We start from the raw sequence: 25,199 nt of genomic DNA, 5'->3' as shown, positions 1-25,199 counted from the left end.
CATGAATTTAAGGATAAACAATCTGTTTGTTTCATACACAGACCATGACCATGTTCTTTCAGCTTTGAACGGCGTTGACTTTAAAGTTGAAAAAGGACAAATCACCGCTCTGGTGGGAGAATCTGGTTCCGGAAAAACCACCCTTGGTCTTGCCTGTATGGGGCTGTTGCCGGAAAATGCCGAACAAAACGGCCGGATATGGCTTGGCACACAAATGCTGACCGGCCTGGATAATGAAAGTTTGAATGCATTGCGCCACAACACCATTGCCATGGTGTTTCAAAACGGCGGAGCTAATTTCAATCCGGTGATCCGTGTGATTGATCAGGTGGCAGAACCACTTGTGAGCAGAGGAACAAAGAAAAAAGAGGCCAGGCAAAAAGCAAGCGCAATGTTAAACCGCATGGGTCTTGCAGCCCCCCTTCATGACCGCTATGCACACCAGTTGAGCGGTGGTCAGATTCAACGTGCATTGATGGCAATGGCATTGATTCTTGATCCCAAAATATTGATTCTTGACGAACCCACAGCCTCACTGGACAGCGTCACAAAATCCTTTGTCAAAACCATCATCCAAGAGGAAGCCGCATCAGGAAAGGCTATTCTGCTGATTACCCATGATCTTGGCCTGGCTCAGGATCTGGCCGATAAAACCATTGTCCTCTATCTTGGGCAGGTAATGGAAGAAACTTGTGAAAAAATCATTGAAAATCCGGGCCACCCCTACACCCATGCCCTGGTACGTTCTTTTCCAACCCTGGATACCACACGTGATCTTGGCGGTATACGGGGCACGGCATTTTACAGGTATACCCATTGCCATAAGCAGGGAGACGGCAATCACAACCATATTCAGACGGACAGCTTCCATGATGACGGTCATGTGCCGGTATCAGGCTGTATTTTCAGGCCAAGATGTACCCAGGTGATTGACCGGTGTTACAATAGCATTGAAATCGTTCAAACCGAATCACAAAAAATCAGATGTGTCCGGGGCGGCATCACCCGGATGATCCGTTTTAAAGGGGTTTCAAAAAAATATCACAAAAAAACCGCCTTAGCTTCCCTTGATCTGGATCTATACGCAGGAGAGTTGTTCTGCCTGGTGGGAGAGACAGGTTCAGGTAAAACGACATTGGCAATGATTGCATCCGGTGCAATCAAACCCGATACAGGCAGTTTTGACTTTAATCCGGAAGACATAAAAGGAAAATCAATTTCACAAATTACCGGTGTTGTTTACCAGTCCCCAATGGAATCAGTGAGTCACAGGCTCAATGTTTTTGATATTGTGGCTGAACCCTTAAGAATTGCCAAAATTGAAAAAGACCGGGTCAATGAAATGGTGGTCAGAGCATTGAAAAGAGCCCAGGTTTCCACGGCTTCCGATTTTTTGTTGAGATACCCTCATGAGCTTAACATGGGAGCGGTTCAAAGGGTCTGCATTGCAAGGGCAATTGTTAACGAACCGCTATTTCTTGTTGCTGATGAACCCACAAGCGCACTTGATCCCAGTGTTCAGGCAAAAGTTTTAAAGATGCTGCTTGACTTGCAGACGCAACTGGGACTGACCCTGCTGTTTATTACCCATAATATCGGTCTTGCAAAAAAAATCGGAGACCGGGTTGGGGTGATGTTGTCAGGCCATATGATGGAACAAGGTCCGGCAAAACAGATATTTAATTCCCCCTGTCATCCCTATACCCGTCTTTTGCTTGAAGACGGTGAAGAATATCAGCCAACAAATTCTGAAAGCCGCGTTGAAAATTCAAAAGAACACATCTGTCCTTTTATATCCAGATGCGCTTTGGCACAGCCTCAGTGTTTTAAAACAATGCCGTTAAAAACAATCAATGGCAAAGGGTTTGTAAGCTGTCATCAATTTGAAAAAAAATTGGAACCCTTTGTTCATGGTTGTATAAATTGATCAAGGATCGTGATTGAATCAGCATAAGAAAAAAAAATTGTGCATAACTGCCATGGCAGACCTGGTCTTTCGCTCAGATTTGCCCACAACAAAACATGAAAGTCACTGTTGGAATTTTTTAAGACTTTCATATAAAAAAAACAATAAAAAGGTACAAGGAGAAAATAATGGAAATTATTTTAAAACCCACGGGAATTGTCAAAAGTTCAATCAAAGCACCTAGTTTAAAAGCTGACCATAAAGATATAAACCCGGCAAAAGCTAAAGAAGAGATGAAACAACAGCACAGGGAGTTAAAAGAGCATATTTCACAAATTATAATTGACAAAAAATTTGAAGAAATCCTGGAGGGTATTGAGGAATTTTCCCATATTCTTGTGCTTTACTGGCCTCATTTGGTGCCTGAAAAGAGCCGCGAACTTTTAAAAGTTCATCCCATGGGCAGAAAAGATCTGCCCCAAAAGGGGATTTATGCCACCTGCAGCCCGGCAAGACCCAACCCTATCCTTGTGACAGCCGTTAAGTTATTATCACGGAAAGACAATGTGCTGGAAGTAAAAGGGTTTGAGGCGGTTGACGGCAGTCCTGTAATTGATATTAAACCTTATGTGAGTCACTATTACAGCCCGGAAGATGTCACTGTTTCAGGCTGGATGCAGGACTTGACAGAAGAGCTTGAAACAGAAGAAATTGAAAACAATTGCTGAATAACCGCCACGGGCAGACCTTGTATCTTTTCTTTTTAAAGTCCACACCTTGGTTTGCCCACAACCGGTTTGCCCGCAAAAAAGATTAAAAACCTCTAAAAAAAGACCGTATAAATTCATTCATTTCATTAAAGCTGATCTTGTCAACCCGTGCTTTTCCAATCTGTTCAAGAAAAACATAAAAAAGGTCAGTGCCCTGTTTTTTTTTATCTTTACCGGCAGCGCTGACAATCTCTTGTGCATTGTAATTTAATGTTGTGGGAAGGTTAAGATCATTTAAAAGCGATTGGATTCGTAAAACATCGCCCCGGGAAATCAATTGCCTGGCCTGTGAAAATTCGGCTGCCGCCACCATCCCCATTGCCACTGCTCTTCCATGACCGGCTTTTTCAATTTTTTCAATTGCATGGCCAATGGTGTGGCCGAAATTGAGTTTGCGTCTTTCTCCGGACTCTTTTTCATCCTGCTGGACCACTTGGGATTTGATGCTTACGGAATCTGCAACAAGCCGGAAAATCGTATCATAATCAAGATTCAAAGCTTGTTGTTTGTTTGATTCAATAAAATCAAACAGATTGGCATCGCAAATCAGTGCATGCTTGACGATTTCAGCAAGACCGTTTGAAATTTCTTTTTCAGGAAGGGTATTTAAAAGCTCAATGTCACAAATGACGAATTCAGGCTGGTTGAAAACCCCCACCATATTTTTATAGGACTCCAGGTTGACACCATTTTTGCCCCCCACACTGGCATCCACCTGGGAAAGAAGAGATGTGGAGACAAACCCGAAGTCGACTCCACGAAGAAAAGTAGAGGCTGCAAACCCCGTAATATCACAGACAATGCCGCCGCCGATTCCCACAATAAAGCTTGAGCGGTCACAAGAATAATGGATCAGCTCTTTTAATATGGTTTCAATGGTTGCAAGGGTTTTAATTTTTTCTCCTGTCCCGATGGTGATAACGGGAACATCCGGAAAATCTTTTTGATAATATTTTTTCAGGTTCTCGTCCGTGACAATGACAACCTGACTGGACGGCAAATAGTTTTCCAGATTTTTAAGACGTTCTCCCACATATATGGAAGAACGTTTTGATTGACCGTTAACATGGAAGGTTTCCATTATTTTTCCCCAACAATTGCATGAATCGCATTCATTTTTTTCATGAGATCAAAAAACTGATCCGGGTATAAAGACTGGGCTCCATCACTCAAGGCCTCATCCGGGTTATTGTGAACCTCAATCATCACGCCGTCCGCACCCAGAGCTGCCGAGGCATAGGAAAGGGCTACAACCTGATCCCTGACACCGGCTGCATGGCTGGGATCGACAATGATGGGAAGATGGCTTTCTTTTTTTGCGGCAGGCACAACGGAAAGATCCAGCGTATTTCTGCTGTGTCTCACAAAGGTTCTTACCCCTCTTTCACACAAAATAACATTGTTATTGCCCTCTTCCATAATATATTCAGCAGCCATCAACCACTCCTGAAGCATGGCAGACATCCCTCTTTTTAAAATCACAGGTCTGTAGGATTTTCCAGCACGCCTTAAAAGGCTGAAATTCTGCATATTCCTGGTGCCGATCTGGACAATATCGGCATATTCTTCAACAACATCAAAATTCTCAACATCCATAACTTCCGTTACAACAGGCAATCCTGTTTCTTCCCGTACTTTTGCCAAAAGTTTGAGGCCTTGTTTCCCAAGCCCCTGGAAAGAATATGGAGAAGTCCTCGGCTTAAATGCACCGCCTCGAAATATTTTTGCCCCGGCATCTTTAACGGATTTTGCAATGGACATAACCTGTTTTTCGCTTTCAACAGCACAGGGACCGGCAATGACGGGTAAGCTCCCATTGCCGAAAACAGCATCACCAACTTTAACGTGGGTATTTTCCTGTTGAAATTCCCGGCTGACGAGTTTATACGGTTTTGTCACCGGAATAACCTCCTTTACACCGTCAAGCCCCAGAAAATGAGCGGCATCAACAGAACCCTTGTTGTGCAGAATTCCAATGGATACCCTGTCTCCTCCGGGTATGGGCCGGGCTGTGTAACCTCTTTTTTCAATTGCGTTTACTGCAGCTTGAATTTTTTCTTCAGTTGTGCCTTTTTCCATCACTACTAACATTGTTTTCCTCCGTTTGATTTTGTATCAGTATTCAATCGTTTGAGCAATAAAAAAGGCTGCAGATTTTTTACAGCCCAAAAAACAAAAAAAAGGCTGCAATGTTTGACTGCAGCCTTTTTAAATTTTAGTGTCTAATTTTTATTTCAGACCGCTGCCGCAGAAAGTTATGCGCCACCATCGCCAAAGCGGGTAACCTGCCGCAGCTTTTCTATCGGCATGTTGTTTGTTTGTGTTTGTTTCTGTACATAAGAACATCATAATAGAACTGATTATAGATAATAAATGACGTTTGTCAATAAAAACATTTGAAACTTATAACTTAGTGTTTGCTTTTCCACAGCTATCACGGTAATCTTTAATCGTTTATATGAAAGAATTTCTAATTTCGTTGACATCATACTTCTTTCATTTTTTTGTTGTGGCAGATTGATCTGCCATGTCCATTATTCAAAGTAATATTTTTTTTTCTTAATAGATATGAAAACACGAGTAATTATTGCAGATGATCATGCCATACTTCTGGAAGGATTGAAAAACCTTCTTGAAAAAAAAGGGATAATTGTTGTTGCGACAGCAAAAAATGGGCGTGAAGCCTGTGATTTGGCAATCCGGTTTCAACCCGATGTTGTTATTATGGATATTTCCATGCCAAGGCTCAATGGTGTGGAAGCAACGGAAATCATACGGCAGAAAATTCCAAATACCAAGGTAATTGCGCTTTCCATGCATTCCAACAAACAGAGCATAGATAAAATGTTTGCATCCGGTGCATCCGGGTATATCCTGAAAGAATCTGCATTTGATGAATTGTATGATGCAATACAGGAAGTTAAAAATGACAAATTTTACTTAACCCCTTCCATTGGCAGATTATATGTCGATAAAAAGGGAAAAATGCCTAATGGCATCAGTAACCATTCGAAATTCAACAAAATATCAAAAAAAGAACGCGAAGTCCTTCAACTGGTTGCAGAGGGACAAAGAAACCGGGCAATCGCTGAAAAACTTGGCCTCAGCATCAAAACCGTAGAGACCCATCGCAGAAATATCATGAAAAAACTTGGTATTTTCAATGTTGCAGGGCTTACAAAATTTGCAATCAAAGAGGGAATTATTTTTCTAGAGTAACTGCCACCGGCAGACCTGGTACCTCACCTTGATTTGACAACAACAAAACATAAAAATCACTGTTTGGATTTTTAAAGATTGTCATAACAGAAAAAAATGTTTAAAAAAATAAAAATTTTCCATGATTGTAATACCTTTGATATTTTAATATATTATGATGAATATTAATTTGGTTTAGGGGTGAGGTGGGTAAAATGGAACATATACGATTAAACAATGAGGATCCGGATGTGGTAAAAACCCTTGCCGGAGGAATCGCTCATGATTTTAACAACCTATTGACCGCAATTAAAGGCAGGGCATCACTGATGATAAACAGCATGAAATCCTCTGATCCTATGTATAAACATGTCACGGAAATCATCAAGTGCATTGATAAAGGCTCTGAAATGACAAACCAGCTGCTTGGCTTTGCCAAAGCCAATGAGTATTACCTGCGGCCTATTGATATAAACCGGCTGGTTCGAAACGTAGTTGAAAGCCTTGATTTCAGGCGTAAAAGAATTATTCTGGATGTGGATCTAAACCCAAAACCTCTGATCGTTGATGCTGATCCTGATAAAATTACCCAGGTACTGATGGCAATTATTGATAATGCCCTGCTTGCCATGCCCAAAGAGGGAAAGCTTTCCCTTGTAACGGAATCTGCAGCTATTGTAAATGGAAACGCAGATTCTTACGGGCTGAACAGCGGATTTTTTGTTAAAATTACCATTGCAGATACAGGGATAGGTATGGAAAAAGATGTGCTGGAGAATATTTTCACCTCTTTTTATTCTCTAGACCCTGAACGTTATCCTGATAAAAAGGGCTTGGGGCTAACTTTTGCCAAAGAAATTGTTCAAAATCATAATGGGGTCATTGATGTATGGAGTTCTCCAAATACAGGATCTTCTTTTTCTGTTATTTTACCCTTAAAAGAAAAACCGGATAACATAGATATCCCGTCAGAAGATGAAAAATTGATTATGGGCAATGGATTGGTTCTTCTGGTAGATGACGAGGAACGAATTCTGACGGTTGGACGGGAAATCTGTAAGGTGCTTGGGTATAGTGTTATAACGACTGCTTCCGGAAAAGAGGCATTAAACATCTACAGAAAAAGAAAAGATGAAATAAATCTTGTTATTCTTGATATGATTATGCCGGAAATGAATGGACTTGAGACATTCATTGAGCTCAAGAAACAAAATCCTGAAATAAAGGTACTGCTTTCAACCGGGTATTCCATTGATGAAAAGGCCCAGGAGATGCTCAGACAGGGATGCAAGGGATATATTCTGAAACCTTACAGCGTGGTCGATTTTTCTCATAAAGTAAGAGATGTTTTGGAATTGTAAATTTGTCAAACTGCCTGCAGAAAAATATTGTCAAAGGAATCTGAAGACTTCAGGAATACTGACGTGTATTCAATCCTTGACACTTAACTTGTGATTTTTTATAGTCCTTGGAACTTATTTGAATAAATACAAGCTTTTGCTAAAGATGCACTAATGATTAATTTTGATAATTCTGCGCCGGTAAGATTAAAAGGGGTTGGGGATGGTTTCTGGATAACGCTTGACCCGTCTCAACCTGAAAATGTGCTTAAATCGGAAATAGACAAATTATTTAAAAATTTAAGGCACCTGATCATAAACTCAAGTGTTATAATTGACATTAAAGATGCCAGGGGACACGATGATTTGATAGAGAATATCAAATCATATTTGATAAATACATTTGAGGTCGCAAGAGTATCTAAACCATCTGAAAAGAGATCCATTCCAACAGAACGAATCCGTCAAAGGGATCTTTCAAAGGGCTGGAATCATCATAAAAGCGACGTGTTAATGCTCAGGGGACGGGTTAGGTCCGGTCAGAAAGTTGAATCAAAAAAGCATATTGTGATAGCAGGAGATGTGAATCCAGGATCGGAAATTATTGCCGGAGGAGATGTGATTGTCCTTGGCAGGCTGGCAGGAAAAGTTCAGGCCGGCTGCCCTAATGATGAAACCGCCATTATTTTTGCACTTGATTTCAATCCAAACCAGATTGAAATCGCGGGATTTTTCGCTCCGGGAATCAATAAAAAAGACAGTGCAAAGCCGGAATATGCCTGTGTTGAAGATCGTTGTATCGTTGTAAAGGATTATATGGAGGCAAATCCTTTCCGGAAATTGCCTTGGCCGGAAGCCATTTAAGAAAAACTTAAGAATAGAGGTGTGAATTGGAAGGTAAAGTAATCGTCATAACATCCGGAAAAGGCGGTGTTGGAAAAACAACCGCCACTTCTTCTATTGGTGCCGCCCTTGCCCTTGAAGGCAAACGAGTGGCAATTGTTGATATGGATATCGGCTTAAGAAACCTTGATGTTGTTATGGGCCTGGAAAACAGGATCGTATTTAATATTGTTGATGTTGTCCAGGGGAAATGCAAAATAAGCCAGGCTGCCATCAGGGATAGACGGATAGAAAATCTTTTCCTTATTCCGGCATCACAAAGTGACAACAAAGATGTGCTAACGACTTCAGGTGTGGAACGGGTGGCAAATCAGCTCAGAAAAGAGTTTGATTATGTGATCATGGATTCACCGGCCGGTATTGAAAAGGGATTTGAAAATTCAATTGTGGGTGCCAATGAGGCCCTTGTTATATGCACCCCTGATGTATCTGCTGTCAGGGATGCGGATCGCGTTATCGGAATTTTATATTCAAGGTCGTTAACCCCGAAACTGATCGTGAACAGGATTGAACCCAGCCGGGTGGCAAAGGGTGAAATGCTAAGTCATGAAGATGTTCTTGACGTTCTTTCCATTGATCTTGCAGGGCTTGTCCCCATGGATGAGCTTGTATTGATTTCTTCCAATACAGGAACCCCTCTTGTTTTACAAAATGAATCAACAGCAGGCCAGGCATTTAAACGGATTGCCAGACGACTCAATGGTGAAGCAGATTTGCCCATAGAAGTTCCGAATCATAAAACCAGCATGTGGGGCAAACTCAGCAAAACCTTTGGGTTTAAAAAATAAGGAGATATGAATGTTCAGCGGATTATTAAAAAAATTTGCCAGTCAGAAACCAAGTAAAGATGCTGCAAAAAAAAGACTTCAATTCTCCTTAATATATGACAAGCTTGAGATAGACGATACAACATTAACCAATCTTCAAAGGGATATTGTCGAAGTGATTTCAAATTATTTTGAGATTGATACAAGCTCTCTTGAACTCAAGGTCAAAAGGGGTGAAGAGGTGTCAGCACTGGTCTTTAACACACCCATTCTTCATATAAAACGAAAAACCGTATAAGTTAGATCTTAAATTTAACTAACGGCCATGGCAGGTTGAGCTTTCACAACAAAACGTGAAAGACATTTGATTTCAACTACTTAAAAGTTCTTTCATATAACTGCCACGGGCAGACTTGCTCTTTAGCTCAGATTTGCCCACAACAAAACATGCAAGTCACTGTTTGGATTTTTAAAGACTTTCATATAAAAAAGCACCAAAATGAGCTTGCAGCCTTGTTTTGGTTCTTTCTTTTTTTTCTTCCAAGTACCCTCTCTATTTAAGACACCCAATCTTTTTTTGTTTTATGATCAATTCGTGATTATTTTAATAATTAATCGGTGAATTTCAGCATCGTTAATTTAATGAACCGTCAAGGATTTCAAATTATTTCATTTGAGATCCTAAGCAATCTTAAAAAAAAGGAGATGCAACATGAAACAAAAAATGATCCTGTTTCTGATGGTTATGACAGTTATTTTGATTTTCGGAGAGTATCTTTTTGCCGACAAACAGACTGCCGTAAAAAATAAAACAAAACAAGTCTCGGAGAATATGATGATATCAGACAAAAACGAAATAAAAAAAAATATGGAAAAGCTTGCAATTGCCACCTTTGCCGGAGGATGTTTCTGGTGTACGGAATCTGATTTTGAGAAACTCAAAGGAGTTAATCAAGTAATTTCCGGATATACCGGCGGGCAAGAAACAAACCCGACCTACAAGGAAGTGTCCGGAGGCAACACCGGTCATGCCGAGGCGATACAGGTTTATTATGACCCCGATGTTGTGACCTATGATGAACTTTTGGATGTGTTCTGGCGGCATATCAACCCGACAGATCCGGGCGGGCAGTTTGTGGACAGGGGGTCACAGTACCGGTCGGAAATTTTTTACCATACCGAGACTCAAAAAAGAAAGGCAATGGCTTCCAAGCAGGCATTGGAAGAATCAAAGATTTTTGATACGCCTGTTGTCACCCCCATTACAAAATTTGAAAAATTTTATGAAGCTGAAGCATACCACCAGGATTATTATAAGAAAAATTCATATCGGTATAAATATTACCGCTGGGGGTCCGGCAGGGATCAGTTTTTAGACAAAGTATGGAAGGATAAGAATATGGATAAAATGGACAAAAAGAAAAATCTGCCGGAGAAGAAAAACACAGTGAACCTGTCACCCTGGTCAAAACCGGAAGATCCGGAGATCAAAAGAAAACTTACACCTCTGCAGTACAAGGTCACTCAGAATAACGGAACAGAACAGCCTTTTAACAATGAATACTGGGACAACACCAAAGATGGGATTTATGTGGATATTGTTTCAGGAGAACCTCTGTTCAGTTCCAAAGACAAATTCAAATCAGGTACTGGGTGGCCAAGCTTTACAAAAGTTCTTGAGCCGGATCATGTTATTGAGAAGACAGATAAAAGCCTGTTCACGGTCCGGACAGAGGTGAGAAGCAGATATGCGGATTCCCACCTGGGACATCTGTTTGATGACGGTCCCCAACCCACGGGCATGCGATATTGCATTAACTCTGCGGCATTGAGATTTATCCCCAAGAACGAACTTGAAACTCAAGGATATGGCAAATACATGGAAATGTTTTGACAAATAAAGACTTTTGATACGAAAGGTGTCTTCTATGCTATGGGAAAGGCACCTTTCCAAGTTTCAGTCCTTGTTTTTGACTGATTGTTATGGTACTGGTGATCATGTTCCTGAGAAACAATCAAATGCAGCTTGCCATTAAGTTAAAAGACGCTATTCTGGATGCCTATGATCCTGAAGCCGTCATATTATTCGGATCTCTAGGGCGTGGTGATGCCGATGAGTTCAGTGATATAGACCTTTTAGTGATTATGGAAACGGTTCAAGATTCAAAAGAAGTGAGAAACAAGATATCCGAATCTCTGAACCATATCACAACCAACAAACATATTATCGTTAAAAAGGTTAACGAGTTTATTCATCAATTTGATATCCCCGGAACCCTTGTTTTCCCGGCAATGAATGAAGGACAAATACTGTTCGAAAAAACCGATATTTTGCAACAATTTCCGACAACAGATTCATATATCACAAGAAAGCAGAAGGTGATTAAAACCGAATACCTTCAAAAAGCCCATGAATATTTGACCCTGGCTGAAGCATCGCTCAAGACGAATCATATGTTCAGGTGCAGGGATTTTGCAAAATTTGCCGCGATACGGGCGACAAAAGGCCTTTTTGTCAGACATGATATTCATCCGCCAAGGGATACTGATTTGGTTCAACTTTTTCACAGTATCAAAAAATTCGAACCAGGCTTGATGAAATATAACGAATTTTTGAGAAAATTAAACACCTATTGTCCTGAAAAGACAGGTGATGAGGCAGATCTGAAAAGTGCTGCTGTTCTCCAAAGCACAAGCGATTTCATTGAGCATGTTAAAGATACATGCTTGGATGATAATCAAAAAAGCAATGGGCCTTCCATGACTTGATGCCTACATCAATTCAGACGATTTCTCCAAATTTTCTTTACACACAGGCCAGATACTGATACGGATTGATCTGAATTTTCAATCCTTTCCGGTCGGACATAATTTAATTCTACATGATGTCCGGTTTTGTACAATAAAAGAATTGAAAATTGGAAAATATAATTTTTCATTAAAAAAAGGAGGTATCATAATGGCGGAAATGACGGAAAAAATCAAAAACTTGTTTGAACAGGTTCCCATTGCTTCTCTTTCAACTGCAACAACGGATGGCATTCCAAACAGTGTTCCTGTTGGGGCAAAAAAAGTAATTGACAACGAAACTTTGCTCATCTCAAATCAGTATTTTAACAAAACACTTGAAAACATAAAAGCAAATCCCAAGGTAGCCGTCACTTTCTGGGAAGGAAAGGAAGGCTACCAGATCAAGGGCACGACAACCATAGAAACGGAAGGTCCTCGTTTTGAAAAGACATGTGCATGGATTAAAGAAAAGGGACATACCTGCAAGGGTGTTTTAATTATTAAAATAGATGAAATATTCGGTGTCTCCCCCGGACCGGGTGCAGGCAGAAAACTTGCATAGTTTAGCCAACTGCCTCTTACGGGTTCTACAGAATGTTAAAAAGTACCATTGATGCAAATATGATGACCGGTTATCATGAGTTTTATCTCATATTAATGACTCAGGACATTGATTTTTAAGGAAAAACTCGATAAGAAAAAGAGAATGTTGATCAGATAATATCCTGGAGTTATGAATGCGTCTTGAATGTAACAGTCTGAATTTTACCTACCCCGGCAGTGAGATTGCCGTCATTAAGAACCTTTCTTTTTCCATGGAAAACCCGGGATTCAATGCTTTGTTCGGACCATCCGGGGTTGGGAAAACATCTTTGGCAAAAATAATTGCCAATATTAATGGGAGAAATATTCGATGTGGCGGTGATCTCTTGATCAACAACATGGATACTATTCTTTATTCATATAACCTGGAAAGGCTTCCGGGATGGTCGAGTACGGGCAATCATCTGAACAAGGTAACACCGCCAGGAAAAGAGGCATTAAAAAAACAATTAATCAATATTTTTGAATTAAATGATGTGCTGGGCTCAAGATTTTCCCAGCTTTCCATGGGTCAGCAGAACCGTATCAATCTCATTCGATACCTGTTACAAAAATTTGATCTTCTGATTCTGGATGAAAGCCTTGCCAATGTTGATGAAAAATTGAGGGAATCAATCATCCTTGCTATCAAAGAATTATTTGCCGATAAAATGTTTTTATATATTTCCCACAACCTCATGGAGGTATCAAAGTTTTGCAACCAGATTCTTGTTTTCGGAAAACAATCAGAAAACAAGGGCTGTTTTATGGTAAACGGGCAGGATTACAGAGCCGACTATCAACTGGACAAAAAAAAGCTGGATCTCACCATGCTGGAGATTATGAATGCTTTTTAGACGAATTTATCAGTTTTTGATCGTATATGCTATTGGCATTGCTTTTTTATTGATGATAAAGATGGTATTATCATTGTCCGATTATGTGATCCCGGGTGTTCCGTTAATCATTGAAACAGCAGGCCATGTAATTAAAACCTATTTTTTTGACGTTATGAACACCTTGTCAGTAACCGTGCTGGGCCAGTGCATGTCGATTATCATGGCCTTTACCGTGGGGATTGCCGGCCGGAAGTCATCCTGGATCGGTTCTTTTATTAAGGTGACGGCCTATAATATACAGGCATATCCAATTGTTGCCCTGGCCCCAATTATTTTCATTCTTCTGGGGGATGGATTTCTTCCAAGGCTTTTGATTGCGTCCATGATCTGCTATTTTCCACTTCTTTTATCCGTGCTGGGTATCATGGCAACCCCGGTAGAAGATATTGAACATTTTTATATTGTCACAGGCCGGATGAGGTGGCAGCTTGAGGTAAAAATAAGAGCATTTGAAAATTTAAGCAAGCTGACGACCGTTATATCGGGAAGCGCAACCCTTGCCATGGCCGGAACCATTGTGGCGGAATTCATTGCTGCCAATGCCGGGATCGGGTACAGTATCAAGATTGCTCTGTATCAAAGCGATCTGGCTAAAATTCTGATCGCGTTATTTATGATCGGCATAATTATATCCATATACCAGGGAATGTTGGAAACAATGGGAGAACAAATTAAAACCAAATGGTCTATTTCAAAAAAAGGAGAGGTCTTATGAAAAAAAGCCATTTCATAGTACTGGTGCTTTTATTGTTTCTGATCTCTGCAACATCCGTACATGCAAAGCAAATCAAATTGAATTACAGGCTTAAATGGCTGTTTAACGCCAGTGTTGCAGGGGACATTTATGCTGATGCCAAAGGCTATTTTGCTGATGCCGGTTTAACCGTCAAGGTCAAGGAGGGAAGTCCTGAAAAAAACGCCATTAACGAATTGGAACTGGGACATGCCGATTTTGGCGTGGCGTCCGCAGACCAAGTGATTCGTGCCATTGACAAGGGGGCTAAAATCGTCGTTATCGCACAAATTTTCCAGGTCAATCCCATGCAATGGATTTACAGGGCGGACCAACCTGAAATCAAAACACTTGAGGATCTTAAAGGACGCAATATCGGCATCACGTTTGGCGGAAATGATGAAACCATTATGAATACCGTTTTTGCCAGGGCGGGCATTACAAAAAAAGATGTCACCATTACAGGGGTCAGGTTTGACTTTACCCCCTTTTTCAGGCAAAAAGTGGATGTCTGGCCGGTATACAGAAATTCCCAGGGAGTCATACTCAAAGATAAGCTGGACAAAGAGGGAGAAACCGTTTATTTTTTCAATCCAGCTGATTTTGGTGTAAATTTTGTGGCCAATTCCGTGATTACCTCGGAAACGATGCTGAAAAACAGGCCCGAAATGGTTGAAAAATTTTTAGAAGCTTTGCTCAAAGGCTGGGAAGCCGCCATGAATCCGGCAAACGAAGCCTCAGTTCTCCAAGAGATCAAAAAACTGGATCAGGGAACCAATGATGAAATCAGGCAACAGCAGCTTGTCGCCACAAGAACCCTGATCAAACCATCCGTATCAATCAAAATAGGCACCATTGATATCAATGCCTGGAAGCAGACCGAGCATATCATGTTCAAAGAAAAACAGATAAAAAACAAGGTCAATATTGCAACTCGTCTGATCCAAAACATTCGCAAACCAGTTGAATTTAAAAAATTTAATTAGTGAGTAATGATAATGAATCATCTCTTATGATGATCTGAACAGCATAATTTTATTTATGGTTATTTAATAAATAAGGAGTTCCATGAAAGTAGATATTGGTCCGGTAACCCGGTTGGAAGGTCATCTGAGTATCCATACAACGGTTGAAAATAATGTTATTACAGAGGCAAAAAGCATGGGAGAAATGTTCAGAGGCTTTGAAGCATTTCTCCGGGGCCGGGATCCCCTGGATGCACAGCAAATCACTCAAAGAATCTGTGGTGTCTGCTGCTATGCACATGCTGTAGCATCCTCTTATGCTCAGGAATCTGCATATAATCTTAACGTACCGCCAAACGGCCGTATTTTGCACAACCTGATACAAGGAGCAAACCATCTGTATGATTATTTGTTGCACTTTTATCAATTGTCTGCATTGGATTTTGTAGATGTTACGGCAATCCTTGAATATAAAGGATCGGATTCCGACCTTACAGTTCTCAGGGATTGGGTAAAAACAGAACTTAATTCAAAAACAGCTTTTCCGGCAGCACCCTTTTTGCCAAGACTGTCAGGGCGCTATCTTTCCGATGCACAAGTAAACATAGGGGCTTTGAAACATTATATTGAATCGCTTGAAATCCAAAAAAAGGCCAACAGGGCCTCAGCTATTTTCGGCGGCAAATTTCCACATGCCACTGCCATCTTTCCAGGCGGATGCACCCAGTCTCCAACTATTGACAATATTGCATCATACAGGTCATTAATTTTTGAAGTTCGAAATTTTATCCATCAAAAATATATCCCAGACATACTGGCTGTTGCCAAAGAATTTCCCGATTACTGGAATATCGGAAAAAGCCGGGGCGGTTTTCTGTCATATGGACTGCTGCCCCTTGGGCCGCAATTGGACAGCAAACGATTGTTTGCGCCAGGCGTCTTGTTTCAAGACAATTTTGCCCGTGTTGACTTTGATGCCATTCAGGAAGATGTAAAATATTCCAAATATTCATCCCCTTCAGGCTTAAAGGTAAGAAATGGGGAATTAACCCCATCCTCCCATAAAACAGGAGCATATTCATGGGTTAAAGCACCAAGATATCAGGAAAAAATGGTGGAGGTCGGCCCGGCAGCCAGGATATTGGTGGATTATCATCAAAACAACAACCCGGAAATCAAACAATTGGTGGATAAATTTGCCGGTTTGGCGGGCATCAAGGCCGAAAACCTGAACTCAGTACTGGGAAGACATCTGTGCCGTGCTATATCTGCCGCAGTTATTGCTGATTTTCTGCTGGAGGAGACGGAGCGTATTGATCTTAAAGGACAACACATGGCCCAATATAATCTTCCAAAATCAGGTGAAGGATTTGGTGCCACAGAAGCTTCACGGGGTGCCCTTCTCCATTATATTAAAGTTAAAGATTACAAAATAGAAAAATATGAGTGCGTTGTTCCAACCACATGGAACTGTTCGCCCAAAGATGATAATGATCAGCCCGGAGCGCTTGAGTCGGCTTTGATCGGAACCCGGGTTGAGAATCCTGATGAACAGATTGAGGCCAACAGAATTGTACATTCTTTTGATCCGTGCTTAGCCTGTGCCGTACATTAATAACCAGACAGATAATTACAACAGGCTGAAACTTTTTAATTTTTCGTTGAGGACAAATTTATGATAGATAGACGAGAATTTCTGAAAATGGCTGCATGTTTAAGTGCCTCCTTTGGTATTTCCAACTTCCCCGGAATTGTTAATGCGGCCTTGAAAAAGATCACTCCTGCAAATACTCCCCAACTTATTTACTTACAGGGCCAGTCATGCACCGGCTGTTCTATTTCCTTGCTGCAGGCAGAATCTCCTGATGCGGTTTCCATGGTGACCCAATATTCAAAACTTTCGTTTCATGCTGATCTGTCTGCCGCATCAGGCAAACAGGCTTTGAAACTCATTGAAGAATACATTTCAGGCAATGCCGGAGAATATTTTCTTGCAGTGGAAGGAGCCATCCCCTGGGCAATGCCCGAAGCTTGTGTGATAGGAGACAAGCCGTTTGCCGATTATTTGACGGCGGCTGCAAAAACCATGAACGGTGCCGTAGCAGTCGGCACATGCGCTGTACATGGCGGTATTCCTGCTGCCGAAGGAAATTTAACCGATGCCGTCAGTCTCAAAGAATTTTATAAACGAAAAGGCATTAACCCTTTGCTGATTGATATTCCGGGATGCCCGGTTCATCCTGACTGGGTATGGAAAACCATCATTCACCTTGCACAGGTAGGGTTGCCGGAGTTAATCAATGGCCGGCCCAAATTATTTTTTCAGCGCAAAGTCCATGAGCTTTGTCCAAGATATCATGATTTTCAACAGGAGATCTTTGCCGAAAAACTTGGTGATAAAGGATGTTTATTCAAGTTGGGCTGCCTTGGTCCCGACACCTATGCCGATTGTCCGACACGTTGGTGGAACGGTGGACAAACCTGGTGCATTGATGCAAATGCACCCTGTATAGGCTGTGCCTCATCTCAGTTTGCATCAAAAAAGAATTTTCCATTTTACAGATCATTTGAACAGGCGATGATAAAAAATTCGGAGGATAATAAATGAATCAGAAATTCTTTTCTCATCTCTCGGTAACTCACAGAGTTCTCTTTGTCGTACTTTTTGTTCTTTTTATTTCCCTTATTATAACTGTTTTATTGCTGAATGGATTTGTTGAAAGGCAAATGCGTCTCACATATACTGATTCGGTTCAAACACTTTTTAATGCATTTGAAGATGGCGTAAAGGGCTCTCTTGAAAGAGGGCAGATGAAAAATTTTCAAAAACTGTTGCATCATCAAAAAGAGATAAAAGGGGTGCTTGGAGTTAACCTGTATGATAAACAAGGCGACATAAACTTATCTTCAAATAATATTGCCAATGAAACACGGTTGTCTTCTGAACTGCTTGATCAGATTGATCGCTCCAAAACAGAACAGCTTATCTTTCAAACCGACTCAAGGCTTACTGTATATGCCCCGCAATGGGTGGTTCCCGATTGTATCCGGTGTCATCCTACCTGGAAAAACGGAGATATCGGAGGGGTATTGTCTCTTACATATAATCTGGATTCACTCAACAATGTTATTGACCGTCTGAAATATTTTACTGCCGGTGGATCTTTGATTCTCCTGTTTATTGTCAGTATTATCATATTTTTAGTGATGCGCAAAATGGTCAGCAATCCCATTAATAGCATCATTAACAACTTAAGCACCAGTGCAAAAAGTGTTGGTGAAGCCTCCCATATGACAGCTTCAAGCAGTGAATCTTTATCTAAAAATGCATCTCTCCAGGCATCCTCACTGGAACAAACCTCGGCATCTTTGAAAAAACTGGCTGAAATGACGCATATGAATACTGAAAATGCAGCCTTGGCTGATAATATAATGAGTGAAACAAGCCAGGTCATGATTGACTCAAATCAAACCATGGACGGCCTGAACAATGCCATGAAAAAAATTGAAGAAGCCAACAAAGAAACTGCATCGACTCTCAAGCTCATAGATGAAATAGCTTTTCAAACAAATCTGCTTGCGCTCAATGCCGCTGTTGAAGCAGCCAGGGCAGGTGAGGCCGGTGCGGGTTTTGCCGTGGTGGCGGATGAAGTCAGAAATCTGGCGTTACGGTCTTCAAAGGCAGCCAATACGATTAATGTGCTGATCAAAGGGTCTAATTCCAGGGTATCCAAAGGGGTTGAGTTTGCACAAAAAGCAGGGGAATCATTTGGCACTTCGGAAAAAAAGACCGGAGAAGCTGTTGCTTTGATAAATCAAATTGCTTGTGCATCAAAAGATCAATCCGCTGATATTTCTCAATTGTCCATTGCCGTCACTGAACTTGGAAAGGTGACTCAAAATAATTTGGGGGATTCAAACAAGGCATCTTCGGTTTCCAGTGAAATGGAATTACAGTTTAAAAAGTTAAGTCAAGATGTTGACAGCCTGATCAAATTAATAAGAGGAGAATCTGTTTTCAGGGAAGCAAATTTGAAATAAAAAACAGCATTAATGAAACTGCAAAAATGTTAAAATATGCGGATGATTTGTTTGCTTTTTGCATTAAACCGGATCATCATAAAAAATGCAGATGCAGTCAAACTGATGAGAAGGCCGTACCAGACGCCATATATACCCATATTGCATGTAAATGCCAGAAAATACCCTGAAGGAAGCCCTATCACCCAGTAAGCAACAAGGGTGATCAGTGTGGGTATTTTCATGTCGGTTATACCGCGTAAAATACCAAGCCCCACCGCCTGGGTCCCGTCGGAAATCTGGAAAAAAGCAACAATCACCAACAATGCTGCACTGATATCAATGACCTCTTTTTCGGAAATATAGAGAGTGGGCAAAAAAAAGCGGAATAATATAAAAATCAATCCGGCTGATGCCATAAAAACGGCACACAACAGTGTAGCTGAAAATCCTGCGATCCGTGTTGCGTGAATATTTTTTTGTCCCACAGCATTGCTTACCCGGATTGTGGCGGCAGAAGATATGCCCATGGCAATCATGAATGAAATGGAGGCAAGATTCAATGCAATCTGGTGGGCCGCGAGTTCAACCGTTCCCATCCAGCCGATCATGATTGATGAGGCCGTAAATGCACTGACTTCAAAAAAATACTGGAATCCTGCCGGAATACCTATGGCCAGAAGCCGCCGCATCATGGAAAAATCAATTTTCCTGTAATTCAAGGTGGGGTCAAACCTCTTCATTTTCGAAGATTTTCTGATGACAACCATCAGCACAATCGCCATGAATGTTCTGGAACTGATGGTGGCAATACCTGCACCTGTAAGGCCAAGGGACGGCATGCCAAGATGGCCGTATATAAAGATCCAGTTTGCCAGGATATTCACAATATTGGCTAACAAAGTGATAAACATGGCGGGTTTCAGATAGCTCACCCCTTCGGCAAATTGCCGATAGCTTTGAAACAGCATTAACGGTATCATGGAACCGCCCAGCACTTTCATGTAAAGAGATGCCGGACCCACAATTTCTTTTGGCTGATTTAAAAACTGAATAAATTCTGATAGAAGAATGGTGACACCGCAAAGCAGAATACCAAAAAAAACATTCACAATAAGGCCCTGTCTTAAGATAACACCGCATTGTTTGTCATTGCCTGCACCGTATGCCATTGCGGTTAAGGGGGTGACCGCCACGGTCAGTCCGAATCCGACAACCATAATCAATATAAACATGGCATTTGCAATGGATGCAGCAGCAAGAGCCTGGACACCTAATTTTCCCACCATGACGTTGTCCACAACCGACATTAACAATTGCCCTACCTGACCCACAACAATGGGCAGAGACAAAACAAGAATTTTTTTTATTTCATTTTGAAGCATGGTCTAATTCTCAAACAGCTTCAATGCTTGTTTGTCATTCATGCTCAAGGCACCATTTTTCGCGATTCATGCCGCTGATCTGTCCAATAATTTTCAAGGGTTTAGATTTCACCGATACACTTTAATTGAGTTGGATTTACAGGTCAAGCAGTTGAATAAAACTTCCAGTTGAAAGTCCATCGTCCACTGGAAGTTTTATTTTGTTTTTTTCTCTTATCAATCAGATTGGTTAAATCAGATTGGTTAAATAGATTTAAATTTCATGACTGATAATTCTCAACCCCTCCAGGGTGAGAGATTGTTCTACTTTTTCAATGGTTTTGGATAATCCTGATATCAAGGGTGCCAGGCCTCCCGTGGCAAGAACCAGGGGGGTGGACGACATTTCTTTGGTCATTCTTTCAACCATTCCGTCCACCATTGATGCATTACCGTGAATTATACCGGATTTAATACTGTCAATGGTGTCCTTGCCAATTACCTTTTCAGGGGCCTTGAATATTTCCACCCTGGGCAATCTGGACGCTTTCTGAAAAAGGGCATCGGCAGAGATCATAACCCCAGGTACAATTGCGCCGCCAAGATATTCTCCTTGCTCGGAAATAATATCAAATGTGGTGGCAGTCCCGAAATCAATAATAATGAGAGCTGTCTTATATTTGTTATAGGCAGCCACGGCATTGACGATCCGATCCGCCCCGACTTCGTTGGGGTTATTATAAAGAATAGGCATAAGTTTTTTTACGGAATCAGGATTTATCCATACAGGTGTTAAACCCAAATACCTTTCACAAAATGCATTCAGGATAGGAACGGCGGACGGAACAACCGAGGAAATAACAATTTTTTCAATTTTGGTGCGATTCACACCCTTATCTGAAAAAAGTGCGTTGGCCAGGACATTGAATTCATCTGCGGTTGCATCCCTTACGGTTCGAATCCTCCAGTCATGCTTGAGATTCTCACCGTCATAAACACCGATAACGGTATTTGTATTTCCTACGTCAATCACAAGAAGCATTGCTTTCTCCTTTATTCTATTTTTACTGTAAACACATGTGGAACCGCATCTGTCATCACCAGGCCAACCGGTATGTTAATATATGCATGCCGGGCATATACCCCTGGTTTTAAGTTCTTAAGGTCAATAAACGAATGTATTTGACCCATAATTTCGATATTATTTAAAGTTTCAAATGGACCCTTAACCCGAATCGTTATAAAAGACGGCTCAATAGTTACTCTGGATGTACAATTCCATACCTGGACAGGTATGTTTTCAATTGATTTTGAAACCAGCTGCTGCTGAATCGGAATGGTAACAATAATAATAGGATCTGACGAAGAAATAATGGATGAATTGTCCAGATCCAGAGGAATATTTTTTTTAAAATCTTCTTTGGCATTGTTAAGATCAATGGGTTTTGTCTTTAATTCCTTAATCGACAAAATCAAGGAAGCTGCACCGGTTAATTCCACACTGGCAGGTTCTGTGGCAGCATCCAGCGCCATATACCCTTTGGCAGGTTCTCCTGTGTAAGGGACCGATATTGTAAATTTTTTTTTTATTTTTTTTTCAATTTGAACACTTAAATACGAGGGATTAATCGCCAGGATTTTTATGGCCGGGTTCATGGGAATTCGTTTTTTTTCAACAGGAATCAAATACACTCCAGGTTCAATGGAATCTGAATCACCTGCCGGATCGAATTCAAGGTCAGTATACAGATCCACAGGGTAGCGTGTACTCTCCTTGTTGATACGTTCGATCAATTTCGGGTCAGCCTGGATTCTGATCTCTATTTTATCTGTATGAAAGTAGGTCAGCACCATATTGTCAGGTATATTGGAAAAATCCACAGGCAATAGAAGATCAGTCTGAACCGGGTCTGTGGTACAGCCGGAAATATCAAAAAAAACAGATATTAAAAAAAGAACAGATATTAAAAAAAGAACACGCGTGTTGCAAGATTGCTTATGCATTCCTGATCGAATCTATAATACGGGTAAAAGAGTTGACTTTTTCAACATCATGGACTCTGACAATGTGTGCCCCTTTCAGGATAGATGCTGCAACAGCCGCCAGGGTGCCATATTCGGTCTTTATATTATCCGGGCCAACCTGTACTTTTTCTTTTTGACTCAAAATATTTTGAATAAAAGACTTGCGGGACGGTCCCATGAGAACAGGATACCCCAACGCCGTAATCTTATCCAGATGGTTGAGGATGACCAGATTATGTTCAACGGTTTTTCCAAACCCAATGCCCGGATCAAGGATTATATTTTTCTTTTGTATTCCTTTTTCCATGGCATGGGCCGCTCTTGACTCAAGGTAGCGCGTTATTTCAAGCATCAAATCATCATAATTGGGGTCCACCTGCATGGTTTCCGGGGTTCCCTTCATGTGCATCAGCACCACGGGAACCCCTTGCCTGGCAGCAAGGTCGGCCATGGCAGGGTCTTTTTCAAATGCGGAGATATCATTGATTATGGCGGCTCCGGCATCCAGAGCCTCTTTGGCAACAACAGATTTCACCGTATCAATGGAAATAGGCACGTCAATTTGTTTTGCCAAAGCTTCAATGACCGGAATGACCCGGTCAAGTTCTTCTTGTTCCGATACCGGCTCGGAAAATGGCCTTGTTGATTCTCCGCCGATATCAAGGATATGTGCCCCGTCTTCAACCAGTTTGATGCCCTGAGTTACTGCTTTGTCAACAGTGTTGAAACGACCGCCGTCGGAAAAAGAATCCGGTGTGGCATTTAAGATTCCCATAATACAGGTATCAGAACCCAGTTTGAGATGAAATCGGTCAAAGTCAAGTGTGAATGGCTTCATGATACTCCCCTACTACGATTCACGTTTATCAGTGTCATCCGTATCATCCGAAGTCTTGTCATCTGCTTTGGAAGAATCCTGATTATCAGATGTTTCAGCTTCGTCATCCCTCTCAATGCCGTCCGTGCCATCTTTCCCGGAGGTCTCCTGATTTTCAGGCTCAATATGCTGTTTCGGCTGGATATAAATATTTTTTTTGCCAAAAAAATCAAACTCAGGCCGCATGGAGGCAATCATATTATCCAGCTCAGGCCCTAAAATAGTTTCTTTTTCAATGAGCAGTTCCGTCAATGCGTGGAGAATATCAATATTTTCTTCAAGGACTTTTTTCGCAGTTTTATAAGCCTTGTCAATGATCAAGGAAACCTCTGCATCAATTTTTCTGGCGGTTTCTTCTGAGTAGGCTTTGGCCTGGGTCATTTCACGACCGATAAAAATATTGTCATCATGATTCTCATAGGACAGGGGGGCCAGATTATCACTCATGCCAAATGTTCTGACCATGCTGTTGGCAAGCTTTGTGGCCTGTTTGATATCATTGGATGCACCCGTACTGATGCGTTTAAAAATAAGATCTTCCGCCACACGTCCGCCAAAGGCAATGGCAAGCTCATTTTCAAGCTGGTCCTTATATTTAAAATCCCCTTCTTCAGGAAGAAACCAGGTAACCCCGGCAGCCCTGCCCCTGGGAATAATGGTAATCTTGTTAACGGCATCTGTATTGGGCAAAAACCTTGCCACAAGGGCATGCCCGCCTTCATGATATGCAGTTGTTTTTTTGTCTTCGTCCTTGATGACCTTGGATTTTCTTTCAAGACCCATGTAAACCTTGTCTTTTGAATCTTCAAAATCTTTCATGGTCAGTTTTTCATGGTCCTGTTTGGCAGCCAGGAGTGCGGCTTCATTCACAAGGTTTTCAAGGTCTGCACCGGAAAAACCAGGGGTGCCTTTTGCCAGAATCACCGGATCCACATCATTGTCCAGGGGGGTTTTTTTCATGTGAACCCTTAAAATGCCTTCACGGCCTTTAATATCAGGCATGTCCACCACGACCTGACGGTCAAACCGCCCCGGACGAAGCAGGGCCGGGTCCAGAACATCCGCCCTGTTGGTGGCTGCCATGAGAATAACGCCTTCATTGGATTCAAACCCGTCCATTTCCACCAGCAGCTGGTTCAGGGTCTGTTCTCTTTCATCGTGGCCTCCGCCCAGGCCTGCGCCTCTCTGGCGTCCAACCGCATCAATCTCATCTATGAATATAATACAGGGAGCATTTTTTTTACCCTGGGCAAAAAGATCCCTCACCCTGGAAGCACCAACTCCCACAAACATTTCAACAAAATCAGACCCGCTGATGGTAAAAAAGGGAACCCCTGCCTCACCTGCAACAGCCCTTGATAAAAGTGTTTTTCCGGTTCCTGGATTTCCAACCAGTAAAACACCTTTTGGAATCCGTCCGCCAAGCCTTGTATATTTTGAAGGGTTTTTTAAAAAATCAACAACCTCGGTCAATTCTTCTTTGGCCTCATCAATTCCCTGGACATTGGCAAAGGTGACTTTTTCTCCCTTATCATCTATGAGTCTTGCCCGGCTTTTTCCAAAGGACATGGCTTTTCCGCCACCTGCCCCCCCCTGCATCTGGCGCATAAAAAAGATCCACACACCAATGAGTACAATCATGGGCAACCAGGATACGATAATTGACATAAACCAGGAGTTCTCAGCCGGTGGTTTTGCTTTAATGGCAACCCCTTTGGAACGCAGAAAACTGATCAGTTCTCCATCGTCCGGCGCAAAACTTTTATACCTGGCACCGCTTCCATCGGTCAGATATAAATCCCGGCCCTGGATCACCACACTCTGGACGCGTCCGTCTTCAACCATTGCAAGGAACTCTGAATACCCAACTTCCACCTGCCCGGTCTGTTGCTGATTGAAAATATTGTAAAGCATGACCATCATCAGAACAATCACCAGCCACAGGGAAATATTTTTATAAAATTGATTCAAGATTTTTCCTTTCCTTAATTCTTAAATAACCCAATCATTTTTCAGAAGCCGGTTCGGCCTGTTTTGATTTCAAGGTTCCTGCGCTTAAC

Annotated in this window: 23 protein-coding genes; 16 read left to right on the top strand and 7 right to left on the bottom strand. The window is 41.6% G+C overall.

The features are described from left to right. Position 1 precedes the first annotated feature (1 nt). Both BLT94_RS15500 and tsaA read left to right on the top strand, forming a co-directional pair. Positions 2-1,927: an ABC transporter ATP-binding protein gene (locus BLT94_RS15500; protein ID WP_092236007.1), complete on the top strand. Its 1,926-nt coding sequence runs from the start codon at positions 2-4 to the stop codon at positions 1,925-1,927. Between the two features lie 167 nt (positions 1,928-2,094). Then, positions 2,095-2,634: a tRNA (N6-threonylcarbamoyladenosine(37)-N6)-methyltransferase TrmO gene (gene tsaA, locus BLT94_RS15495; protein ID WP_092236004.1), complete on the top strand. Its 540-nt coding sequence runs from the start codon at positions 2,095-2,097 to the stop codon at positions 2,632-2,634. An 85-nt stretch (positions 2,635-2,719) separates the two neighbouring features. Here tsaA and aroB read toward each other — a convergent pair whose 3' ends face one another. Together aroB and aroF are read right to left on the bottom strand one after the other, a co-directional pair. Beyond that, complete coding sequence (gene aroB / locus BLT94_RS15490) at positions 2,720-3,757, bottom strand: 3-dehydroquinate synthase (protein WP_092236000.1); 1,038 nt, start codon at positions 3,755-3,757, stop codon at positions 2,720-2,722. Next, a complete protein-coding gene (gene aroF / locus BLT94_RS15485; protein WP_041279660.1) occupies positions 3,757-4,767 on the bottom strand; it encodes a 3-deoxy-7-phosphoheptulonate synthase in 1,011 nt (336 codons plus the stop codon). The genes aroB and aroF overlap by 1 nt, the downstream gene beginning before the upstream one ends. A gap of 477 nt (positions 4,768-5,244) precedes the next feature. On the opposite strand from aroF, the gene BLT94_RS15480 reads away from it, so the two are divergent. The 14 genes from BLT94_RS15480 to BLT94_RS15415 all read left to right on the top strand — a co-directional run bounded on the left by BLT94_RS15480 (position 5,245) and on the right by BLT94_RS15415 (position 18,894). Then, on the top strand, positions 5,245-5,895 hold the full coding sequence (locus tag BLT94_RS15480) for a response regulator (protein WP_092235997.1): 651 nt from the start codon (positions 5,245-5,247) through the stop codon (positions 5,893-5,895). A gap of 194 nt (positions 5,896-6,089) precedes the next feature. Continuing rightward, the gene (locus BLT94_RS15475; RefSeq protein WP_092235994.1) at positions 6,090-7,235 is read left to right on the top strand and encodes a hybrid sensor histidine kinase/response regulator; all 1,146 of its coding nucleotides are present in this window, start codon (positions 6,090-6,092) and stop codon (positions 7,233-7,235) included. A gap of 153 nt (positions 7,236-7,388) precedes the next feature. Further along, positions 7,389-8,078: a septum site-determining protein MinC gene (locus BLT94_RS15470; protein WP_092235992.1), complete on the top strand. Its 690-nt coding sequence runs from the start codon at positions 7,389-7,391 to the stop codon at positions 8,076-8,078. 26 nt (positions 8,079-8,104) lie between these two features. After that, on the top strand, positions 8,105-8,905 hold the full coding sequence (gene minD / locus BLT94_RS15465; RefSeq protein ID WP_092235989.1) for a septum site-determining protein MinD: 801 nt from the start codon (positions 8,105-8,107) through the stop codon (positions 8,903-8,905). 10 nt (positions 8,906-8,915) lie between these two features. Then, positions 8,916-9,182 (top strand): cell division topological specificity factor MinE, encoded by a 267-nt coding sequence (minE, locus tag BLT94_RS15460; protein ID WP_092235986.1) that lies wholly within the window; start codon positions 8,916-8,918, stop codon positions 9,180-9,182. A gap of 414 nt (positions 9,183-9,596) precedes the next feature. Further along, positions 9,597-10,778, top strand: coding sequence for a peptide-methionine (R)-S-oxide reductase MsrB (gene msrB, locus BLT94_RS15455; RefSeq protein WP_092235982.1), 1,182 nt, complete (start codon positions 9,597-9,599; stop codon positions 10,776-10,778). A gap of 104 nt (positions 10,779-10,882) precedes the next feature. Further along, on the top strand, positions 10,883-11,653 hold the full coding sequence (locus BLT94_RS15450) for a nucleotidyltransferase domain-containing protein (protein WP_175530372.1): 771 nt from the start codon (positions 10,883-10,885) through the stop codon (positions 11,651-11,653). A gap of 190 nt (positions 11,654-11,843) precedes the next feature. Next, entirely contained in the window at positions 11,844-12,236 is a 393-nt protein-coding gene (locus tag BLT94_RS15445; RefSeq protein ID WP_092235977.1) for a pyridoxamine 5'-phosphate oxidase family protein, read from the top strand. 175 nt (positions 12,237-12,411) lie between these two features. Continuing rightward, complete coding sequence (locus BLT94_RS15440) at positions 12,412-13,113, top strand: ATP-binding cassette domain-containing protein (protein WP_092235974.1); 702 nt, start codon at positions 12,412-12,414, stop codon at positions 13,111-13,113. Then, complete coding sequence (locus tag BLT94_RS15435; protein ID WP_092235972.1) at positions 13,103-13,870, top strand: ABC transporter permease; 768 nt, start codon at positions 13,103-13,105, stop codon at positions 13,868-13,870. The genes BLT94_RS15440 and BLT94_RS15435 overlap by 11 nt, the downstream gene beginning before the upstream one ends. Further along, positions 13,867-14,874 carry an ABC transporter substrate-binding protein gene (locus BLT94_RS15430; protein ID WP_092235969.1) on the top strand — a complete coding sequence of 336 codons (1,008 nt, stop codon included), beginning with the start codon at positions 13,867-13,869 and terminating at the stop codon, positions 14,872-14,874. Before BLT94_RS15435 ends, BLT94_RS15430 begins: the two co-directional genes overlap by 4 nt. 82 nt (positions 14,875-14,956) lie before the next feature. Next, entirely contained in the window at positions 14,957-16,468 is a 1,512-nt protein-coding gene (locus tag BLT94_RS15425) for a nickel-dependent hydrogenase large subunit (protein ID WP_092235967.1), read from the top strand. Between the two features lie 60 nt (positions 16,469-16,528). Continuing rightward, on the top strand, positions 16,529-17,461 hold the full coding sequence (locus BLT94_RS15420; protein WP_092235963.1) for a hydrogenase small subunit: 933 nt from the start codon (positions 16,529-16,531) through the stop codon (positions 17,459-17,461). Continuing rightward, a complete protein-coding gene (locus BLT94_RS15415; protein WP_092235960.1) occupies positions 17,458-18,894 on the top strand; it encodes a methyl-accepting chemotaxis protein in 1,437 nt (478 codons plus the stop codon). Before BLT94_RS15420 ends, BLT94_RS15415 begins: the two co-directional genes overlap by 4 nt. 29 nt (positions 18,895-18,923) lie before the next feature. On the opposite strand, the gene BLT94_RS15410 is transcribed toward BLT94_RS15415, so the two are convergent. From BLT94_RS15410 to ftsH, 5 genes are all read right to left on the bottom strand, one after another. Beyond that, positions 18,924-20,258 carry an MATE family efflux transporter gene (locus tag BLT94_RS15410; protein WP_092235958.1) on the bottom strand — a complete coding sequence of 445 codons (1,335 nt, stop codon included), beginning with the start codon at positions 20,256-20,258 and terminating at the stop codon, positions 18,924-18,926. Between the two features lie 253 nt (positions 20,259-20,511). Continuing rightward, the gene (locus tag BLT94_RS15405) at positions 20,512-21,279 is read right to left on the bottom strand and encodes a type III pantothenate kinase (protein WP_092235957.1); all 768 of its coding nucleotides are present in this window, start codon (positions 21,277-21,279) and stop codon (positions 20,512-20,514) included. Positions 21,280-21,290: 11 nt separating this feature from the next. Beyond that, a complete protein-coding gene (locus BLT94_RS15400) occupies positions 21,291-22,241 on the bottom strand; it encodes a CdaR family protein (protein WP_092235954.1) in 951 nt (316 codons plus the stop codon). Further along, a complete protein-coding gene (folP, locus tag BLT94_RS15395) occupies positions 22,234-23,100 on the bottom strand; it encodes a dihydropteroate synthase (RefSeq protein ID WP_092235952.1) in 867 nt (288 codons plus the stop codon). The genes BLT94_RS15400 and folP overlap by 8 nt, the downstream gene beginning before the upstream one ends. 12 nt (positions 23,101-23,112) lie before the next feature. After that, complete coding sequence (gene ftsH, locus BLT94_RS15390) at positions 23,113-25,110, bottom strand: ATP-dependent zinc metalloprotease FtsH (RefSeq protein WP_092235948.1); 1,998 nt, start codon at positions 25,108-25,110, stop codon at positions 23,113-23,115. Positions 25,111-25,199: the final 89 nt, after the last annotated feature.

It is taken from the genome of Desulfobacula phenolica, from assembly GCF_900105645.1.
GTDB lineage: Bacteria > Desulfobacterota > Desulfobacteria > Desulfobacterales > Desulfobacteraceae > Desulfobacula > Desulfobacula toluolica.
This window is presented reverse-complemented; position numbering and strand designations above follow the sequence as displayed.

Bases quoted from the DNA above. Each gene is read 5' to 3' on its own strand.
- BLT94_RS15500 (WP_092236007.1), top strand. From the start codon at position 2: ATGAATTTAAGGATAAACAATCTGTTTGTTTCATACACAGACCATGAC.
- tsaA (WP_092236004.1), top strand. From the start codon at position 2,095: ATGGAAATTATTTTAAAACCCACGGGAATTGTCAAAAGTTCAATCAAA.
- aroB (WP_092236000.1), bottom strand. From the start codon at position 3,757: ATGGAAACCTTCCATGTTAACGGTCAATCAAAACGTTCTTCCATATAT.
- aroF (WP_041279660.1), bottom strand. From the start codon at position 4,767: ATGTTAGTAGTGATGGAAAAAGGCACAACTGAAGAAAAAATTCAAGCT.
- BLT94_RS15480 (WP_092235997.1), top strand. From the start codon at position 5,245: ATGAAAACACGAGTAATTATTGCAGATGATCATGCCATACTTCTGGAA.
- BLT94_RS15475 (WP_092235994.1), top strand. From the start codon at position 6,090: ATGGAACATATACGATTAAACAATGAGGATCCGGATGTGGTAAAAACC.
- BLT94_RS15470 (WP_092235992.1), top strand. From the start codon at position 7,389: ATGATTAATTTTGATAATTCTGCGCCGGTAAGATTAAAAGGGGTTGGG.
- minE (WP_092235986.1), top strand. From the start codon at position 8,916: ATGTTCAGCGGATTATTAAAAAAATTTGCCAGTCAGAAACCAAGTAAA.
- msrB (WP_092235982.1), top strand. From the start codon at position 9,597: ATGAAACAAAAAATGATCCTGTTTCTGATGGTTATGACAGTTATTTTG.
- BLT94_RS15450 (WP_175530372.1), top strand. From the start codon at position 10,883: ATGTTCCTGAGAAACAATCAAATGCAGCTTGCCATTAAGTTAAAAGAC.
- BLT94_RS15445 (WP_092235977.1), top strand. From the start codon at position 11,844: ATGGCGGAAATGACGGAAAAAATCAAAAACTTGTTTGAACAGGTTCCC.
- BLT94_RS15440 (WP_092235974.1), top strand. From the start codon at position 12,412: ATGCGTCTTGAATGTAACAGTCTGAATTTTACCTACCCCGGCAGTGAG.
- BLT94_RS15435 (WP_092235972.1), top strand. From the start codon at position 13,103: ATGCTTTTTAGACGAATTTATCAGTTTTTGATCGTATATGCTATTGGC.
- BLT94_RS15430 (WP_092235969.1), top strand. From the start codon at position 13,867: ATGAAAAAAAGCCATTTCATAGTACTGGTGCTTTTATTGTTTCTGATC.
- BLT94_RS15425 (WP_092235967.1), top strand. From the start codon at position 14,957: ATGAAAGTAGATATTGGTCCGGTAACCCGGTTGGAAGGTCATCTGAGT.
- BLT94_RS15420 (WP_092235963.1), top strand. From the start codon at position 16,529: ATGATAGATAGACGAGAATTTCTGAAAATGGCTGCATGTTTAAGTGCC.
- BLT94_RS15415 (WP_092235960.1), top strand. From the start codon at position 17,458: ATGAATCAGAAATTCTTTTCTCATCTCTCGGTAACTCACAGAGTTCTC.
- BLT94_RS15410 (WP_092235958.1), bottom strand. From the start codon at position 20,258: ATGCTTCAAAATGAAATAAAAAAAATTCTTGTTTTGTCTCTGCCCATT.
- BLT94_RS15405 (WP_092235957.1), bottom strand. From the start codon at position 21,279: ATGCTTCTTGTGATTGACGTAGGAAATACAAATACCGTTATCGGTGTT.
- BLT94_RS15400 (WP_092235954.1), bottom strand. From the start codon at position 22,241: ATGCATAAGCAATCTTGCAACACGCGTGTTCTTTTTTTAATATCTGTT.
- folP (WP_092235952.1), bottom strand. From the start codon at position 23,100: ATGAAGCCATTCACACTTGACTTTGACCGATTTCATCTCAAACTGGGT.